12 protein-coding genes are annotated in these 19704 nt (G+C 63.6%); 2 read left to right on the top strand and 10 right to left on the bottom strand.

What is annotated here, in order from left to right:
• Window positions 1-435: 435 nt before the first annotated feature.
• The 9 genes from ACLBXX_RS09465 to ACLBXX_RS09425 form a co-directional block, all read right to left on the bottom strand.
• The gene (locus ACLBXX_RS09465) at window positions 436-1359 is read right to left on the bottom strand and encodes a hypothetical protein (RefSeq protein WP_447657822.1); all 924 of its coding nucleotides are present in this window, start codon (window positions 1357-1359) and stop codon (window positions 436-438) included.
• Between the two features lie 255 nt (window positions 1360-1614).
• A complete protein-coding gene (locus ACLBXX_RS09460; protein ID WP_447657821.1) occupies window positions 1615-2256 on the bottom strand; it encodes a hypothetical protein in 642 nt (213 codons plus the stop codon).
• Between the two features lie 965 nt (window positions 2257-3221).
• Window positions 3222-3998, bottom strand: coding sequence for a nucleotide-binding protein (locus ACLBXX_RS09455; RefSeq protein ID WP_447657820.1), 777 nt, complete (start codon window positions 3996-3998; stop codon window positions 3222-3224).
• 238 nt (window positions 3999-4236) lie between these two features.
• A complete protein-coding gene (locus tag ACLBXX_RS09450) occupies window positions 4237-7260 on the bottom strand; it encodes a DEAD/DEAH box helicase (RefSeq protein ID WP_447657819.1) in 3024 nt (1007 codons plus the stop codon).
• 279 nt (window positions 7261-7539) lie between these two features.
• Window positions 7540-8421 carry a PIN domain-containing protein gene (locus ACLBXX_RS09445; protein WP_447657818.1) on the bottom strand — a complete coding sequence of 294 codons (882 nt, stop codon included), beginning with the start codon at window positions 8419-8421 and terminating at the stop codon, window positions 7540-7542.
• Window positions 8422-8829: 408 nt separating this feature from the next.
• Complete coding sequence (locus ACLBXX_RS09440) at window positions 8830-9645, bottom strand: hypothetical protein (RefSeq protein ID WP_447657817.1); 816 nt, start codon at window positions 9643-9645, stop codon at window positions 8830-8832.
• A 274-nt stretch (window positions 9646-9919) separates the two neighbouring features.
• On the bottom strand, window positions 9920-12658 hold the full coding sequence (locus ACLBXX_RS09435; RefSeq protein ID WP_447657816.1) for an AAA family ATPase: 2739 nt from the start codon (window positions 12656-12658) through the stop codon (window positions 9920-9922).
• A 211-nt stretch (window positions 12659-12869) separates the two neighbouring features.
• A complete protein-coding gene (locus ACLBXX_RS09430; protein ID WP_447657815.1) occupies window positions 12870-13694 on the bottom strand; it encodes a hypothetical protein in 825 nt (274 codons plus the stop codon).
• Between the two features lie 404 nt (window positions 13695-14098).
• Complete coding sequence (locus ACLBXX_RS09425) at window positions 14099-15583, bottom strand: AAA family ATPase (RefSeq protein ID WP_447657814.1); 1485 nt, start codon at window positions 15581-15583, stop codon at window positions 14099-14101.
• 359 nt (window positions 15584-15942) lie between these two features.
• Here ACLBXX_RS09425 and ACLBXX_RS09420 point away from each other — a divergent pair, with 359 nt between their 5' ends.
• Together ACLBXX_RS09420 and ACLBXX_RS09415 are read left to right on the top strand one after the other, a co-directional pair.
• On the top strand, window positions 15943-17139 hold the full coding sequence (locus tag ACLBXX_RS09420) for a DNA cytosine methyltransferase (RefSeq protein WP_447657813.1): 1197 nt from the start codon (window positions 15943-15945) through the stop codon (window positions 17137-17139).
• 106 nt (window positions 17140-17245) lie between these two features.
• Complete coding sequence (locus tag ACLBXX_RS09415; protein WP_447657812.1) at window positions 17246-17668, top strand: very short patch repair endonuclease; 423 nt, start codon at window positions 17246-17248, stop codon at window positions 17666-17668.
• Window positions 17669-17857: 189 nt separating this feature from the next.
• On the opposite strand, the gene ACLBXX_RS09410 is transcribed toward ACLBXX_RS09415, so the two are convergent.
• On the bottom strand, window positions 17858-19075 hold the full coding sequence (locus ACLBXX_RS09410) for a DNA sulfur modification protein DndB (protein ID WP_447657811.1): 1218 nt from the start codon (window positions 19073-19075) through the stop codon (window positions 17858-17860).
• Window positions 19076-19704: the final 629 nt, after the last annotated feature.

Genomic DNA, 19704 nt, shown 5'->3' with positions numbered 1-19704 from the left:
GTCAGCGGCATGAGCCATCTCGTATGGGCGATCGCCGGGCGGGCGACAATCGTGCTGGCCCTGGTCGTTTGGACATTTCGGTTGCAGCGATGGTCGCGCGTATACCGAGATGTCGTCGAAGCGCACACCCGCGCGCTCGCCGCGCAAGGCAGTGAAATTCACCAGCTTCGAAGCGACCTGCTGGAGGCGCACATCCGGTTGGACCGGCTCGATCCCTTCGAGCGTCGTCTGCGCGTCATCGGTCAAGCCCCTGGTCCACCCCCAGACAGGCATTGCTCGCTGGAGGGGCGCCGCGGGCGGGGCTCAGTACCTCGATCGGCATCCCTCGGTCGGCGAGTCCCGAATGCGCAACCGCTCGGTGCGACTGGTCATGGTGGCTCACTTGGCGGAGAACGGATACAGCCTCGCAGGCTCTCTGGCGCTGAAGCTTGGCGACTACCTAATGTCTCGAGCGGACATCATGGCGAGCATGGATGACTCGGTCTCGGCCTGAGACGTTGCAGCGCCGTCAAGCTGATTGGTCTCGACGCCTTCCACCGTTCGAACCAGCCGTAGCCTGCTAGTCGGGAGATAGCGATCCCCTTCGACTTCGAACACGGGCTCATAAATTGATCGTCGGCCGAAGTCCAGTGCACGCCGGCCGTGATCCGCACGACGCTCATCCCGGTACGCTCTCAGCTTGGCCGTGAGCTCAGCACGATCGGCGTCCTGTCCCGGAACGTCCAGTCCGCCCTGGCCAGGCGAGGGAACCACGAGGGTTGACGGCATCAGTGGAGATCCGCAGCTCTGCCACAGATTCCAGAACTCCGGCCATGTCCATTGCGGATGGGAGGCTCCCGGCGCGGGTTTGAAACTTGGCCCCCAGGTCCACGCGCTTCCATCCCAGTGTCCCAGCTTCGCCGTCTTCTGCGAGCCAGCACCGTTAGAGGCGACCGCCGATCGCAAACTCCAGCCCGCGACGACCATGGTCCAGTTTCCGAACCACTTTGCTTGGGCGCGTTTGAATGCCAGGTCGGAACGTGAAGTCCCCGACAGCCACGATGCAGCCGACGCAGTGCCAAGCGATCCGGTCCACCCCGGACGGGGCACGACGTAGTACACCGGGGGATTGCCCGGCTGGTGATACTTGAGAAGTTGAGGGACGTCGACTTCCACGTCGTGAGTGCGTGGATTTGCCGGGGCTGGAGTGGCGGTCTTCAACTCCAGCCAGATCGACTTGCCAATCGGCAACATCGTCGGTTCGATCTCAACGTCGGCGCCGGCGGCCGGCCACCATTGTCCGAGATGCGTTCGAAACCGGTACGCGATGTACTGACTGATCCAGTGCTCGAAAGTCTTCTCGGGGAACGACGTTGCCACGGGCCCTCCTTACCACCACTCTGGCAGGACGGTATGTGCGCTGTCCAACACCAGCAATGAGCGCCGCTCGCGACCTCTCGCAGAGATGTGACGCCTTCGATCCCCGGCTCTTACGCCGATCGGCCGACGGCCGTCCGCGGCGCGGACCTTGTGAGTGCTGCCCTCCCTCAATTACCGCGTCGGATCCGAGAATGCGTCGTCTCGGACCTTGGAACTCTTCTAGGGCACGTGAGAGTAACGCTCGGACGCGTCCTTTCAATCGCTGGTTGCGCGACGGTCCGCCCGGCTGGCTTTCACATCGGACAACTCGATGAGTCGGTAGCGTCGACGAGTGCGGTATGGATGTTCGTCGTCCCCGCCGGGTTCTATGGTCTCGATGAGTACACCAAGCTCCTTGAGTTCCTTTAGGGCACGGGTCCAGGTGTCGTCAGAGATGCCGTACTGGCCCTTCCGGAAGCCGCTCATGAATTGGCCATCTTTGTGCTTGCTGCCGCCGAGCAACTCGCGAAGTGAGATGTACGCGGCGATGGCGCGAGCCGACATTCGGAAGATCCAGCCTCCCGACCAGAACTCGAGAGGCACGGTTATCCAGCGATCCTCCGTTCTGTCTGGCCAGTCGTCGCCAGATCCGTTTGGATTGAGCACTGTGATTTGCGGCGCGCGGCCGGTCCGCAGCTCGCGATGAATGAGGCCTCTCTCGTCGAGGTGTCGGAGCGCGTCGTTCACCCGCCGCGGACCTGTTCTGGCGTCGAGACTGATCAGTCGCGCGTAGGCGGCCGAAGTCTTGGGCGGGATAGTGCGCGGGACAGACGAGGCCTGCATTGCCATCGTCAGATAGAGCCGAAGGCGAACCAAACCGCCTCGTCCGCCGGCCGCCAATCCGTTGAGCGTAGGCATCAGTCCATCGGCACGGCGAGCGAAGGCGATTGGAAACTGCACACTCGACGTGCGTCCGGACCGAGCCACTGCGGTTTGCATGAGGGCACTAGCATCCTCGAGGTTGGCCACTCGCCCTCCAAAGTCATGACGTTTGTAGCGGAGGGACAAGAAATCCAAGGGGTACCTGAGATCCCGGGGGTACATGCTGTCCTATACCTGCCGCTGCGATCGATCGTGTCCTCCGCGATAACCGAATTCGGACTCCGCTTTCAACGCAATCGTACACCGCTCAGATCGCCTTAAAGATCCGCGACAAACGTAGTAGTCCGATAGTTGCGGCGGGTGCGGGGCTGTATGAGCATTGGCGTACCAACGAAATTAGCCCCCGCGCCGGGCCGGGCGCGGGGGCATCAGTAAGCGGAAGGAGGAATCATGGTCCTCTCGTACCGTCTCACCATCAAGATCACCGTAGCGGGAATCGAGCTGACGATCGAGCCCTTGTAGGTGAGGGGGCGGCGGCTCTTCGGTCGCCGCCCCCTCTTGGCTACTGAGCTTCAGTTCTGCCGCCCGACGTTGGGTGTCGGGCCGGTGGGGTGTAGGGATGAAGGCTGATCACAGCTCAGTGACGTTCGCCTGATGGTGCCCATCCTCGTACTCGTCAGGATCGCGATGCCCATCCGTAAACGGGCAGCGCCCGCTTGAGATACGTCTTGAGAGGGTGTGAGCGCGTTCGCTTGGGATCCCCTTGCGGGCAATGACGGATTACGTCGCTAATGTTGATCTCGTCGGCGTGCGCGCTGGCCTCAGGGGCTCGTGTCCGTTCCGGATAGAGACAGCCGAAGGTTGAGCTGGAAGCTGTCCACGAACTACAAGGCGACGCGTACAACGATGGATGCACGGCGTTCCCGCAAGGGGCTCCCGATACAGATCGGGTTTGAGTGCAGCCCCCGCAGGAGCGTGACGCCCTGCGGGGGCCTCGCGTTTCAGCCGTGAACGGAGTCCTCTACCGGACCGCGCACGCTCCGATCGATACGCAAGCCGTGGGCTCGAAGTTGCCTCGCAAAGGCGCGGAGCTCGACCCTCGTTGTTTCAGGATGGCCGAGCGACATGGTGTGCTTTCTGCGCTTTCGATCCTGCAGGCGCAGGACTGTAAGGGACCTGGTGCGGATCTGCCAACCCTGCGCGAGCGCGGCTTTACAGACGAGATCGAGCTCGGCGTCCAGTGCACGCGACCCCCGACTGGCCGAGGTTGAGGCCGCGCCGGCCGCGGGTCTCACGCCGAGCGCTCGAATCTTCTGCACGATGCCGAGGGCGGCGTCGTTGAGCGATGCACGGACGTTTCCATCTTGTCGGGTCCGGAACACCCCGTACGTGAAACCAGCCAGATCGGAAGGCAACCCCAGATCCGACTGTGACCTGTCGGTGATCAGGAACGTGCGGTCAGCGCCAAGACCGCCAACGAAGAGTCCGAGCTCGAAGATCACGTTGTCACGTGGCACGGGGATGGTAGTGCCGCGTTTCGTCGTGGCATCGTCGGGCGTGGCCACGAGCACAGCGAAGTCATAGGCGTCTGACGCGTCGATGAGGGTGTTGAGCGTAAATGTAGAGAGGGCGAACACGTCCTGATCCCAGCACGTCGCCTCACACGGGGTCCGCTTCTCCAACTCGCTCTGCAAGAACCGAGCGGCGTTGAGCCCTTCTGTGGACGACCCGATGAAGATGCGGGGAACATTGGGCGACGGTTGCGGGGATCCGGACACGATCGCAGGGTAGCGGATTAGCAACGGGACGCGTGCGCAGCCGACCCTGCCAAAGGACGACGCAGCTCGATGCGGCGCTGAAAGTAACTTCACCTAGGTCGAGGTCGAGGCCGTGAATATGAATGCAGTCGTGCGCCCGTCCGCGCTGGGCCAATCGTGGGGTGGAACGACTTCGTCGGCGAACGCCAATCCTTCTCATATCGAACCTCTGTTCGCGGGCGAACCCGCGACCGGTTCACTACTCCGAGCAGATGACCTCGAGGGCACCAAGTCCGCCGACGGCGTTGTGCAGGAAGATCAAGTACTCGCGCACCTGCCCCGCGCTAAGATCGTCGATCTCGAGCCGTAGGCGCAGTAGGTCCGCACTGAGCCCGGGCTGCACGATCACAATCCTCGCTTCAAGTACTGGCGGGTTATCCACGATCGAATCGGCTTCGCGCCCAGCGATGAGACCGCACATCGCGCGGATATCGTCGGCGTCGCCGCTCAGCAGTCGGAGCGGCGGCCGCTCGCCTCCGCTCAATCGTCGACCGACTCGACTCCAGAAGCCGCGATCTGTGATGTGTCGACGACTCTTGGCGGCTTGCTGCGTTACGACCTCCATGTCGGTCACCCGCACGCCGGGCGTTGAGTTGCCAGATGGTTTGGAATGCCAAAACTCGACACGCACCCTTTGCGAAGGGAGCTTCTCGATCACCACGTGGTCCGCTATTTCGCCCCCACCGTCGTTATGGAACACCCATCGTTGTACGCCGTTCGGAACGACGACATCCGTTAGGTGCTTTTCAACCCAGTGATGAATCGACCGATCACCCCCGGTTCGATGAGTCTCCTTAGTGATGTCCGTCGTGCCCCAAGCGCCGGGGATCAGGCTCACATCGGGGAGGAATCGCTCGGTGCGGGGCGCCTGAACGGTGGTCCCTCCCACGACAGTGGCGCCCCGGAGGAAGTACACGAGCGGCGGGTGGGCGTCGAAGAGATCTGTCAAGGAGGTTCGGTTGCCCGTGCCTCTGTGAATCACGGTCTCGCCCCGCACCGTTGTGAATCGCCCATCGATAGCCTGTTTGCCGCACCAGATCTCGGTTGAATCGTCCGTGGGGTCGAAGAGCCGCAGGTAAAGACTCAACCCGTCGTTCGGGTCCCGCCAACTTGGCTCAATGTCTAGCGATTCGATGGGGCGTCCGTCGGGCAATGCATAAGATGCCCCGAAGAGCGCGGGGTTGATCTCGGCCGCGATCGGTTCAGGTGGGAACGTTTCGGTCCGAGTGCCCTTTGAAACATTCGGCAGCAGCGGACCTGAGTCAGCCTGCCTGGGGTACCAGTATCGGCCCGCCAGTTCGACGGCGAACAGATCGTACTCGCGAAGTCCGAGATATCGGGTTTCCCAGTACTTCGATTTCTCCGCCGCCAAACCCGCCGTAGTAGCCTCGCCGGTCGACGCCCGCACCTGCGCCATTGCGTGACCCAGAGACCTGGCACTGGTGTCAGCCTCTCGAAGGCCGCGGTCTATACCGCTCCCAGCGAAAGTGGCATACGCGGGCGTACCAGGAACGGCTGCGAAGGTGTTGCGAACGCCGACAGACGACACCGATAGGCGCTCAAGGGTGTCGAAAGCGGCCTGCAGATATGCAGGGTTGCCGTTTCGCAAGACACCGGACGCGTCCAGGTTGTCTCGCACTGCATTGAGGAAGCCGTCGTCTTGCGCGTTCACGAACAGCAGATGCGGGCGGCGTGTGTTGGAGCTTCGAATCCAGCTCACAACGGCCAGATCGTAGATATCTCGACGGAGCTCCGATCCGGCGTACCACTTGGGCTGATCCGGCTCTGCTGTGATTATCACTAATTGAGATGCGAGGTCGTTCAGCCCGGCATACACGATCTCGCGGCCGATCAGTCGCTCGCCGGTCCTCAGAGCTGCGGGAACCCCATCAGAGAAGCCCGGATCCCACGAGGTACCGAGCGGGACCTCGTACATGCTTGCTCGCGCAAGCGGCCTCACCGAGTGCAGTGCGATCACGGTGGGGACGTCGTCGAAGGCGGCGAGATAGGTTCGATCCTGTCGTTCCCGTTGGACGTGATCGTCGATGAGTGTAGGCAACACCTCGACCCAGTCCGCGTCTTCGAGGTATAACTGGCGAAGCGCATCTTGCAGGGCGGGGTAGACGTCCTCGTCGTGGACGGTGACGAGCACAGATTCTTGCGGGAACTCTCGATTCGCACGCGCAAGTCGGCCAATGAATTGCATGGTCGAGGGAACTGACTTGTGCTTATCGTGATAGCCGACGATGCGCAGTCGTGGCACGTCTATGCCCTCGCCGAGCATGTCAACGGCGATAAGCGTTCGAAGCTCGCCGGCTCGCCAACGCGACAGCATCGAATCACGATCCCCCTGCGCCGTTGATCCCGTGATGACTTCGACGTCCACACCTCGGGCCGCATATAGGCCCTTGAGGATGCCCGCCCGATGAACTGTACCTGCGCGTACAAGCGCGACGCTGGTGCTGTGTTCGTCGCGTCGAAGGTTCGCCACGACCTCGTCTGCAATCGCTGCGTCCTTGGCGGCATCGGTCAGTGGGTCTGGACCACGAAGTACAACTGGCCGGATGGGGTGAAACAAGCCGTCTGACATCGCCGCACGCAACGGAAAGTGGTACACGTGCGCGCCTGGTAGAAGCTTTCCGTCAGCGCGGCGAGGCGTAGCCGTAAGCAATACCGCGCGAGCTTTAGGGAAATGATCCAGTAGCTTGCGCCAAGTCGCCGCCGGGGTGTGGTGCGCCTCGTCGAAGACCAGCAAGTCAAAGTAGTCCGGTGGGGGAAGCTGCTCGGGGGTCATGTGATGCGGGCTGATCGAGTTTGGAAGCGCGACAACCACATCGGCGAACGCTAGGTTCTGCCAGTTCACCTCCCGACCCTTGACTTCCTCGACAGTCGGGCGGGGACAGGATTCCGCAACGGCACCGGAGAGAACCAAGTCGCGCTGTGATCTAAAAGCGTCGGCGATCTGCTTTCGCAACTCGACACTCGGCACGACCACCAAGACTCGATGCGCCCGCGCAACATGCGGCAGCGCTGTCGCGACGGCGGTCTTGCCTGAGCCAGTCGGAAGCGACACTAGAAGCCGTTCCTCCGGGTCGATCGTCCAGTGGCTGGCGATAGCCGTGAGAGCGCCGATTTGAGGTCGCCGCCACGCCGGACTCGAAGGACTCCGCAGTAATGAGAATCCTGTCAGGTCGCTTTCATACAGGGAGACGCGCTCAGGCACGGCACTCACAGCCCGGCAGCAGCTGAACCGTGCGGCAACAGCTCATGCGACGATCCCCGACCATTTCAGTTCCCCATTCCCGAGGGCCCCGCCCGCGCTAACAGGACACTATCGGGCGTTCGTCCATCGAGTTGGAGCGCCACAGCCACCGGCCAGACGAAAAGAGCCAGCCGTGAAAACGTCCCTACTGCCCTAGTTACCGAACCGTCGAATAGTGCAGGTCAAGCTCTCGAACCTCGCGGCCGGACAGCGAGCCACGAGGCGATTCGTGGATGCGAGTCACATTTCCTCCGTGGGGCGGAATGCCTTCAGACCGGCGCTGCGCGCCCGGAAGATCATGGCTTGATCGTAGGTCGTGAGCGCCACATCAGCGGTGAAGGGCCGCAAGCGGATCGCTTGGTCGATAATCTCAAGATCGGGATCGGGTAGGCGGGCGTGGTTCAAGTCGTCGACGATGAGGATCGCGTGCAGTTCGCCGCGGAAGCCGTCACCACTGCCACCACTCTGCCGGATCTGCCAATTGAGATAACCCGCCTGAAACACCTTGTCGAGCGACCGCAGCGCAGCGCGCGCCAACGTCCGGACGGCGAGCTTCTCCTCGCCGAGATACATGACCCCGTTGCTGTCCTTCAGCCGGTCGAGCTCCTCGACCACGACCATGGGTATCCCGAGCGCGATGGTCTCGTGAGGGAAGATGTTTAGGCCCACGTTCCAGCGGATGTCGATCAAGGTGTCGCAGTGCCGGAGGAGCACATTCGTATCGAGTACCACGGCGTGAAAGGGGGCACCGGGCAACCCAAGTCCTCGCCACTGAGACCAGACACTTGCCTGAGCCTGCAGCGACTTCGCCGCCTCCGTCAGCGCGTTCACGCATTCGGTGACCTCGAGGCCGACTAACTCGCCAACGGCTGGGAGGCCGTAAGCGATCGGATCGAGCGACTGGATGAGCCAGTATCTCCGTGTCGCGACCAGGTCGTTCACAGAATCGGAGGTCAGGTGGCTCGACAGGGAGCGGATCTGCTGACTTGACCAGGATCGGTACGTGCTCAGCAGATCGATCGCCGTCCGACCGGCACCGAGGAGATTGTTCGCCGAACGCGCCGCTTCCTCGAGGGCGGCGATGGCGGCCGGAGCTGTCGTGCCGGGTTTGAGGTGAACCACGCACCCACGCTATCCGTGCGGGCCGACATCACTGCGGGGCCCGTTTCACAGAGCTCGCCGCCGTTCGCTGGGTTGTGCGTAGCCCACGAGCATCAGAGCACTTAGGCTCCTCGCGCAGACTGCCCAGCGTGCTCGCTCAACTGCCGAGATAGACCCGAAGAGGGCCCGCGGTCTGTCGCGAGCAGCGCTGAGAGTTCTTCCGATGCGATGGCGTCTGTTGACGCACTCGAGGAGCGCGGCGGTAACGAGCAAGAATCCCGCGCGCGAGCCGCAAGCCGCTGTCTTCAGCGGGCGCGACGTGCGGGTTGCACGAGGATCTGGGGCTTCCGGACGCCCACGGGCGATACCGCTCATAGCGATCTCGGTGGTGCTTACTGGGCGGTGGTAGCGCGGCCGTTGCTTCTTGTCTCAGTTGGTGAAGGTCACACTGCCGCCGGCGAGCCCGTCGATCCGAATCTCGAACTCGAGTCCATCCAGCGTGGACAAGCTCCAACCGTCGTTGAAGACGTAGGACTCTCCTGGAACCAGGGTGTCGAAGTTCAGGTAGCTGGCGACGTCGCCGTCGCTGACTGTGAGGATGTCCGTCGCGCGCTCTTCGTCGTTTACTGCCTGTGTGAGGATGAAGCTGCTGTCGCGGGGCTGGTCGGAGACGTTCTTGATTGTCACCGGGAAGTAGATGTTCAACGGCAGTCCGGGCACTTGGGTGGCGCGGCTGTTCCAGAATGTCGCGTTGCTTGTCGGTGTGAACTCGACGGGAGCGAGCACTGTGATCTCGAGGGCGACGTCCCCGTCGCCGGTGGTGTCGGTGTAGAGCACCGTCTGCCCGAATGTGCAATCCGCGGAGGCTCCGAGCATGGAGCACTGCGCACCCGCGATCTCAGTGGAAGTTGGACTGACGGATGGCGCTTGGCTCGCCTCGGAGGATGGCGGCGGATCAGTCGCCGCGGACTCGGACGCGATCGGGGCAGCGCTGCGTTCGTTGATCACTCCGATTGTGATGATCGCCGCCAGGACGACAGCAATGGTGGCTCCGCCGACGATCCACAGCACGCGATGGGACTTCGGCCGTGGGCGTCGAAACGTGATCGTGGTGCGTAGCTTTCCGTGCTCCTGAGAGACGACCTCCCAACCGTCGTCCTCCCATTTCTTGATCGTGCGAGCTTCTAGACCTCGTAGGACTCGGGTCGACCGGTTCTCATAGGTGGCATCGGTGCCAGTCGTCATTCCTTGCATTCCCCAGTTCCGGCCAGTAACGACCCTCGCCCAGCCTACTGATCGACGGCACTCGCGCTCGGACGATTGCCCGTCTCGCCAAGTGGTGAGCGAGTCGCTGTCGCGTGGTGCCCGAGACCTAGCCTTTAACCGACATGAACGATGGCCGGTCGTCCGTGGACACAACCGACGAGATCCAGTTTTCGGGGTCGGGACCATCGCTGACCGCGCCCGAATAGCCCGCCCGAGACTCTTCCCTCGTTGAGTGCCCGGCCATCGAGCACCTCTACATACCCAGCCCGCGCGCCGCACTCGGCGCCCCAACCACCGGCCCCGTCACCACGCCGGCTTCCCGACTCCTCGCCGCGCGCCGCACCTCCGCCTCAGCCGCGCGTACAGCATCCTGCATCGTCAACTCCGGAGTGCCGCGCTGCATCGACTCGGCGAGGCGCTCGCGTGCCGCGGCATCCGTCCGCGCGACGACGATCGCGACGTTGTGCATCCGCCCGCGTGTCAGGCCCACGTAGAGTCCCGCGGCATCAACATCCGGCCCGACCACCGACGCGTCGGCGGTGTCGCCCTGCACGCCGTGCACGGTGGATGCGTAGGCGAGCTGCACGTGCTCGCGCGCGTACGCGGTGGACACACGCGCCACTTCGCCGCTGTCGCCCACGGAGACCAGGGACAGGTACTCGTCGTGGATGCCGCGCACGATCCACTGTGCGCGATTCTCGACTCCCGTGAGCCGGTCGTTGCGACGGGTCTGGACGGTGTCGCCGACGAGGATCCGCTGCTCGTCCATTCCCCACGCGGCGACGCGGACGTCGAGCTCGCCCTGATCGACTCGCCGCTGCTGGATGGCGTCGTTGATCGCATCGGCCTCAGCATTCGTGCCGGATACCAGCGTCACGCGCTTGCCGCGCGCGTGCCACTCGAAGTAGGCGTCGATCATCCGCTCGCGCGCCGCGTCGTGATGATCGACCCGGTCGACGTGACCGTGTTCGGCAAGCTCGCCAGCAACCCCGAGCGCATGCTCGCGATCACCCGCATCCCGGAGCCGCAGCGTGAGCGCCGCGTAGTCGGGATCGCGGAACCGGTGCACCGTGTCGAGCTCGACAGCAGCGTTGGCGCGCCGGATCGCAGAATTCATCGCGCCCGCATGTCCGACCGGCAACGCCTGATGCGTGTCACCCGCGAACGCCAGCCCGACACCGTGCTCGATCGCGAGCTCGACGAGGACGTTCGCCGTCTGCAGGTCGACCATGCCGGCTTCGTCGACGACGATCCGATCGCGAGAACGCAGCACGTACTGCGTTGGCCCGCTGTAGACGGCGCCGTTCCCGGGATCGACTTCGCCCACTCGAAGCCTGGTCCACACCTTCGCGCCGGCTTCGTCGGTGCCCCATCGATAGCCGTGATCCGAGAGCAGGGCATGAATACTGGATGCCACGGCCCCGACCTCGCGAGACGCCACCGTTGCCGCCTTCCGCGTGGGAGCAATAACGAGCATCCGCCGCCGTTGCCACGCGAGCGCCGCGAACGCAGCGCGCAGCATCGTCGTCTTGCCTGCACCGGCGGGGCCGGTCACCGTCACGAGCCCGTCCGTGCCGGCAAGGGCGCACGCGGCAACGCGTTGCGACGCATCCAGCGCCGACAGATCCTGGTTCGGCGCGGACCGGTGCAACTCGCCGGGCAGCAGGGAGCGACCGGGTTGGGCAAGCAGGTCCAAGCGGCCTGCGAGACGCACCTTGGCGCGCACGGTCTCGATCGCCATGAACGCCTTGACGTGCGCCGGCGGCTCCCCAACGAGCCGATAGACGGAACGGGCGGCACGCTCCGTCACCTCGGCGATCACGCCATCGAGCCGGTCGCGTTCTGCGACGACGCTTGTGCGCGAGAGCGCGCGAATTGCGCCCGCGCGGATGTCGAAGATGCTGAACCTTCCGCCGCATGATGTGGACCGTTCGTCCGCGTCGACGACCGCCTGTGCCGCGAGCAGATCCAGGTCGACGGCATGGGGGTCTGTTGCCGCGACGGCGATCGGTACGCGCGGGGTGGTCAGACTCGGATCGATCGCTGCGATCTCTTCGCGGACGCGCGCCTCCCAGGATGCCTCGTCGAGATCGGCCGGCTTGTTCGGACGCGACACCGCCCACGCGCGCCGATCGATCTGCTGCAGTACCTCCACGCTCGGGGCAGAGCCTCCGTGCGCCGCTGACCACCCCGCGATCAGGTGCGCGCGGTTGCCTTCGATCTGCGCCGATCGACGCGAGACGGGGCGGACGGCGCCGGCGAGTTCGGCGATCTCGCCAGTGTCGTCGAGCGTGTATCCGTGCCGGGCGAGCGCGGCGATCCAGGCGGGATCGGTGCGGGCGGCGAGCTCGCCCTCGGCGTTGACGACGGTGTGCAGTTTCATCGCGACGCGCGAGTCGAGGTTCGACCACTTGCCGTCCGCGCCAAGCACCTTGATGTTCAGCCAGAGATGACGGTGGATGTGCGGGTCGAGCGCGCGCGAGCGCCGATGCTGCAGCTCGACGACCTCGATGCGGGTGAGCTTCTCGCGAATGAGCCCTCCGTGGCCGCGCCGCGCGTTGAGCTCCGCCTGCCATGTGAGCAGGATGCGGTCGCGCAGCCGGTCCTGGAGTGCTTCGAACTCGGCAGCGAGCTCGGGATGCAGCAGCGCGGCGATGCTGTACGACTTCGGGTGATTGAGCGTTCCATCGAGCAGTAGGTCGGCGTCGGGGCTCAGCCGCTGATGGCCGCGCTCTTCCCCGGTGATCGGGTCGTGTCCCGTGAGCCAGATACGAAGGCCGCCGGCGGTGAGCTCGTCTTTACCGATCCTCCCGCTCGCGACAATAAATCGCGAGACCGTCGAATCGGATGCCGCACTATACGCTTCGAGCGCGTCAACGCTGGGGGAGTGCTGCAGGTGAGCATCGCAGATGCCCTCGAGCGCGTAGCCGATCGCCTGTCGAACCCCTCGGGACTCGACCCCTCGTTTCCAGCGCTCGAGGCCTCCTCGCATGGCGCCAGAATAGGGTGCGTTTTCCGCATTATCCAGGTATTTTTGTGGCGTGCAGGTATGTGCAGGGGAGTGCTTCTAAAGGGTGTCGCTCACCATGGGTGCCTGCGTGCATCGCTGAATCGTTTGCGTTGAACTGCCGCTCTGAGTCGACGCCGGATGAGCCTGGATCCGGCTCGGCATTCTGCGTCGGAATCGTGCGGCTCGCTGGGTTCTAGCGGTGATCCTCTATCGGGTTTGCCCGGCTCGCGGAGAGATTTTCCGCGACCCAGCGTGCGACCCGCTCTTCAACACCCGACGCGGGCATCAGCGACACCATGCCCACGGAGGTTTCGACCTCCGCGAAACCATTCACGACTCCGTGCGGGCCGATCACCACACCCTCGACATCGACAGCCAATGCCGTGTGGCACTCAGTCATGTAGGCGACCGCCTGCTCGTATCCGTTCCGAAGCACATATTCAGGCTTCGCCGAGTACTTGCATTCGAGCAGAAGAGCACGACGGTTCGACTCAAAGAGACCGATGTCTGCGCCGATCGGGCGTCCGTTGGCACGCAACTGGGTGAGAGCGTCCGCATACGGCGACCGGCCCTTGTAGTACCGATACGCGGCAGCGGTTTCGTACCAGATTTCTAGCGTTCGGTCACCCTTGCGGGCTCGGAAGATCGGGCCCGACCCGATACCGATTGGCCGGAGATTCGTGAGTCCCCAGTGGTGGCGCCGCAGGGCGACCAGGACCTCCCCGAGACATCCGAGGTGAAATAGTGCCCCGCGGAGCTCAGGCGCCGGAAGCAGCAGCTCTCGCGCAGCATTCGCCACGTCCCCGCGTTTGAGAATAATCATCTGTGCGACGTCTGCCAGCGCGCCCCAGGGGCGACCCGATGCTCGCAAGGCTGCTATATCCTCGCGATCCGGCGCGACGAACTCAGCGTTCGACGATTGAAGAGACTCCCACGCTTGGCGGATCGCAGATAGCTCGTGTCTAACGGATGCGTCGACGTCTGATGCTGCTCGATTGGCGTCGCGCTGAATGGCCACCAATTCTCCAGCAACCCACCCAAAAACCGAGGTCAAAATACTGTCGGGCGTTCGCTCCCTTACGACCGTGTGGAAGGAGCTCGGGGGCCACCCGTGACGTCTAGTCCGAGCCCAGTTGACTCGTCCGGACGGCGCCACCGTTATCTCCCGGCGGCGCTCGGATTGCGCTGGGAGCGCATCTATCCACGCGACGGCCGAATCTGGAAGCTGAGCGATCAGGGGGATCAGGTGAGCCATCAGCACTCGGTTGGCCCGAGCTGATACCGCTGAGGCGCTCCAACCGTGCTCCCGCGGAGCAAGCTCTGAAACGGCAGAGTACAACTCGCCTAACCCGCTGAAACTGGCCAAGGCCTCACGCAGCCCCGCGACAGGAATCGCTGGACTCGCGTCCGCGGGGAGACCAATCAGCGCAGCACTTCCAGTTGTGTCGTCACCCAGCTCCACTGACCCTCAAGTCCTTCCTCGGTCGACACTGCCGTGCCGAGTGTCTTCAGCGCAGCATCGTCGATCCGCGCCAGCCATGCGCCGGCACTTGTCAAGTACGCTTCCGCCACTAGCTCCGCGACGGTCCCCTGGCCGAGCGCGATACCGGCTGCCACGTATTGCGGAATTCCGAGGAAGAGGGCCGGTCCCAGGGCCGTGCCTTGATTCGCCCGATGAGCTGCATACAGCGTCAGCACTCGAGTGTTCACTTCGGAGCGACGTTCCTCCGGCAGCTGCGAGAGCTCGGCGGCGAGGGCGGTCTCGAATCCGCGCGCGTCCGGCGGTGCGATTGGCACGTGCGCAAATCGACGGCCAAGTGCCTGGCCAAACCGAAACACCCTGACTGCGTCGAGCGCGTTGTACGTACCGAGGAGTCGCCACTCTGTCCCGGCGAGGAAACCCACCGGCTCGAGCGGCGCATCGACTGTCAGCTCCTCAAGCTGCGTGACCTCTGAGCGCGCCGAGTCGGTCCATCCAAGCGAAATCTCGCCCGCGTTCGGGTCGGCCGAAACGCGACCCAAGGACACCGACTGGCCAGACAACCAAGTCAATGCGCCTCCGAAAATACGGTCCATGTCGGCCCGGTTTGCTTCGTCAAGCACCAACCACTCGTCTCGAGAGACTGCCTCCAGCAGGTGACCAATAGCGAAGCGGATTCGTCCTTTGTCGTCTACTGTCTCGCCGCCTAGAAGGTCTCGCGTGGTCCATGACTCGTCGGGTGTCACGATCTTGCGGTCATGCGCCATCGACATTCCGAACGAGGCCGGCGCTTGAGCCACTTCGCGAACAACCTCTTCGAGGAGTTGCGTCTTTCCCGTGCCTGGCGGGCCGACCAGCATGGTCGCTGCTCGCGATGCGATCGACGTTCTGACCATCCGGAGCGTGCGGTCATCGATAACCAGGCGTGCTGGCACCGAGTGCAACGACAACGCGGAAGTCGCCCCCGATTCCGGCGCAGCCTGTTCCGGTTCGATCACTTCCCACGCGGTGCCGTAGCCGTCAGCAAGCCGGCTAGCGGCCGGGTCGATACTCGCGGCGTGCGATCGCACACCCCATCCGAGTACCCATTCCCCGCTATATCCCTTATGCATGAGGAGAACCCCGTCGTGACGTCCTTTATAGACGTCCTTACGCGCTGCGTTCTTAGTCTCTTCGACGACGCTCTCGCTCACACAGACTCCGACGAGTAGCGAGGCCTGCTGTGCGCGGGGCGACTGAACACTCCGTACGGAGAGGTTGCCGGCCTTTGAGATGGTTACCGACGCCACGGCTCCAGCAGGCAGATCCGCAGCAGCCCGCACGACGTCGTCTAGTCGATTGAACTTGGTCACGCTCTGCGCCGAGATATCCACGCCCTCTAGGGCTTCTCGAATGTGTGCGACGTTTTCGGCGAAGGGTGAATCCACGATCGACACGCTATCGGTGTTCGCGGCGAACTCGTCAGAAGTGGTCCGCACCGCTGCGCTCGCGGACCGCCCGCGCGCCGGCAGGTCGTGCCGGTGGGCAACATCGCCGCCTCCTGTCGACGACGCTCGAGCTCAAGAGGGTCCTCCCGCGCCGGACCGGAAGAGATTCCGCTACTCGTCGATCGTGGATGCGGAACGGTAGACCGCGTCGGGTGGCAGATGCACGTGCTATCGCCGCGAGCGAGTGGGCTCCCGAAGGGAGCCGTGTCTGGGGATCGCGCTATCGTGACCAGCGGCCGGTCGACTCGAGTTTCGGACCGATCGCGGGTACCGTTGGAAGCGGTTAGGAGTCAGCAGACATGACGAGCAGTTCGTGGAAGGTTGCCGGCCTGTTCGCAGGCATCGGGGGCGTGGAGCTTGGCCTTGAGCGTGCGCTCGGCAATCAGATCGAGACGCTCGCGTTCTGCGAGTGGTGGGAACCCGCTCAGGCAGTCCTTCGTGCTCGATTCCACGGGGTCCCTGTAGAACCCGACGTTCGACACATGAAACAGCTTCCGGCAGACACAAACCTCGTCACGGCGGGGTTCCCGTGCACGGACTTGTCGCAGGCAGGGCGGACGGCCGGCATCGGCGGCGTGAACTCTGGCCTAGTAGTCAACGTGTTCAGACTGCTGCAAGACGCGCGCGAACGCGGGGGCGCTTTGCCGACGCTCCTCATTGAGAACGTTCCTAACATGCTCGCTCTAGATCGCGGGAAAGCGATGAGTTATCTGATCACCGAGATCGAGGCACTCGGCTACGCATGGGCATACCGCGTCGTCGACTCTCGCTTCACGGGCGTCCCCCAACGACGCCGCCGAGTGATACTGCTTGCGTCGGTCGACTTCGACCCTCGACGAGTACTCTTCGCAGACGACGCGGGAGACCGCTCGGAGGACTTCCGTGAGGATATGTTCGGGTTCTATTGGACCGAAGGGCTCCGCGGGCTTGGCTGGGCGCAAGACGCTGTTCCCACCCTCAAGGGCGGGTCGACGGTCGGCATTCCGTCGCCTCCCGCAGTTTGGGTGCGCAACGCCGCACCGGGGCGCCGTCTTGTGAAGCCATCGGTCGAGGACGCGGAAGAGATGCAGGGCTTCGACCGAGGGTGGACCGACGTAGATCATCTCTCGTCCAGACGGAATGGTCCACGATGGAAGCTCGTTGGAAACGCTGTGACTGTGGGCGTGTCGCGCTGGGTCGGTAGCCGGTTGAATGATCCGGCCGATCCGGTCACGGACTTCCAGCCCTGGACTCCGGGGCGTGGGTCTTGGCCCACCGCAGCCGCGGGTCACAAGGGCCTGATCGTGGTGCCGGAGTCACTAAGTGAATTCCCGATCCACGAGGAATATAGCCACCTCGGTGACATCATCGATTCGGGGAATGCCGACGCGCTCAGCTTGCGAGGAGCAAAGGGGTTCTGGAGCCGTCTCCAGCAGGGAAACCTAGGTCGGTACCCGGGTTTTCGGGAGGCTGTGCAAGAACACATCAACGACCTCGAGCACGCGTCAGCCGGATAGAACTGGTGCCTGAGGGAGGCCGCCCGCGTTGAATCCGCCGCTGCAGATCAGCGACCTGCGACGCTGCGCTCCGAACGTGCTCAGGAACCCGAGCAGGGTGTGACGTATGGCCGAGTCGTGGGCAACCTCAGACGGCACAAGGAAATCGATGCTTGCGAACAAGCGTCGCGACACCTCGACCGAACTGGCGGTGCGACGCGAGCTGCACGCGCGGGGTCTTCGCTACCGGGTGGATTTTGCACCCGTGCCGGGGTTGCGGCGCCGAGCTGACATCGTCTTCACCCGCGCCCGCATCGCCGTCTTCATCGACGGCTGCTTTTGGCACGGTTGCCCGCTGCACGGAACGGCGCCGAAGCGAAACGTCGAGTACTGGGGTCCGAAGCTCACCGCGAACATCGAACGCGATCGGGACACAAATCGACGACTTGAGGCCGCCGGCTGGCGAGTAATGCGCTTCTGGGAGCACGAGGCGCCCGGAGCCGCTGCCGATCGTCTTGAGGCCGCCGTGCGAACGGCTATGCGTTCTTGAATTGACTGACCGTCGTGGCCGCATCGCGGGATGGACACGCTCGAAGTCGAGCTGCACGGCAATTCGCTCAGCGATGCTCCTCATCGCGTATGAGGGCGAGCGCGGATGTCGCGGCGAAGAACTGACAACAATGGACCTCAGAGGCCCGCGACGCGCCACGTGCGTCGCGGGCCACAGTTAGGCGTCCGATTAGCTGCCGAGCCCAGACAAAGTGGGCGTGCCCACACGAATCCGCTGGTACGAGGTAGAACTCGAGTCGTTCAGCGCGGCATAGACGGCGTAGGCAACTTCCTTCGTGCCCTTCGTGGAGAAGACCCCGTTCGACGTGTAGTTCCCCGCCACGCCAACCCAGTGGTGGCCCTTCGCCCAGTCGATCGTCGTCAGCTTGTCGAGAAGCTCCTCGACCCGGTGAGCGCGGTCGTACGGAGGTGCATTCAGGACATCGTTCCCCATTGCGCCGACCGCAGCCAGCACCGGGCCCGCGCCCGCGATCGTCCCCTCGCGGTCGGCAATCTCGGCCTGGAACCGATCGAAGAAGCCGCCGACCACAGCCTTCGAGACATCCGCGAGCGCCTCCAGGTCTACTTCGTCCAGCGGCGCCGGGCGCGACCCATACTGGATTCCGCCGATCCCCTTCGCGACGTTCACGACCATCTGGCGCAGGGCTTGGAGAGTGACGAGCTTCGATCCGTGGTTCTTCTTCGGCAGCTGACGGGCGGTGGTGTCGACACGACCCAGGAGCAACGGCAGGTGCTGTACCTGGTCGACGACCTGCATGAGCGGATCCTGCGTGTCCATCGCGAGCCCCAGGCTCGTGTTAGGCCGCACAGCAAGCACGTTCAGATCATGAAAGTACTGCCGCGCGTGCTGCAGGGAGACTCCATGGTGCACGATCGCGCCCAGGTTGTAGACACGATGCTTGTCCTTAGTCTCCGGATCGATGGCGGGATCAGTATCGAGCGCATAGTGCGCGGTCAACTGCGTCTCTCCGTCGATGGAAAGGAGCCTATCTCCCGTCGGGATCAATCCGTAGGTCGTGAAGCCCACCTGTGCTTCCTCGGAAGCCCCAGGGGTTACCAGGTTGAGCGGCTTGTCCGACCAGAGATGAATCGGAGGCAGAACCCCGGGTTCGCCATTTACCACCTTGCCGATGTACTCCTTGTACTTCGCAACGTTGCTCTTCTTGCTGCCCTGAAGCGCCCGCTGCACGAGCTCATGGAGCTCGACTGCGTTCTCGAGATCGGTGTCGCCCGGGTAGCGCTTGGCCGCGTTGGGCTGGAGCACCGCCGGGTCACGCGTGATGTTGCGCAGCTGCTGAAAGTTGACCACCGTGAAGAACATGTGGTCATTGATCTGGATCGCTTTGACGTACGAGCCGGCGGAGAGATCGATATTTGCGATGGACATTGATTGAACTCCTCGTTCGAATGGCTGGCGCCGTAGACTTGGAGTGCGTCTAAGTCGCACGGCTGCCCTTGTTGGTGGCCAAGGCGGGGTTGTCGAGGTCTAGTCGATGACCCCGCCTGTCTTTTGCCCACTCGAGGCGGGCATGGACCTATCGTGGCATTTCCCCAGATCGATGTCAAGCATCCTCAGATGCAAATTTGCGTCTCGGGAAGCTCCTAAGAATCTTAGGAAGCTCCTTAGATGTTTGTGGTTGATCCGGTCGTTCCGTCCGGCCAGGTTGGGCGAGTTGTGGGAGCGCCTCCGATACTTCTCGCGCGGGCGGGCGCGCGCGAGCGGCCGAGCGCGAGGCCAACCTGCGAACCGTGTTCTGCGCGGCGGTGTTTGCCGCGCGTTCCGCAGCCTTAGCCTGTCGGCTCGGGTGGCCGGCAGCACGGTCACTGCGATGCCTCAGGTCGATCCCTCAGTTGTCACCGCCCGGTCAAACTTCCTCCTTCGACGCGCAGTGTCGGCGACGCTCGAGAACTCGGCCAAAACGACGCTTGAAAACTAGGCCACCCAGACCAGATTGGGTGGGTGATCTCCTTGGAAGATTGGGCGTTGATCAGGCGGCTGGTCGCGGACGGGGTTCC

This window comes from Microbacterium sp. C23T, assembly GCF_053345975.1.
Note: the sequence above shows the minus strand (reverse complement) of the source record. Positions and strands in the feature narration are given on the sequence as shown.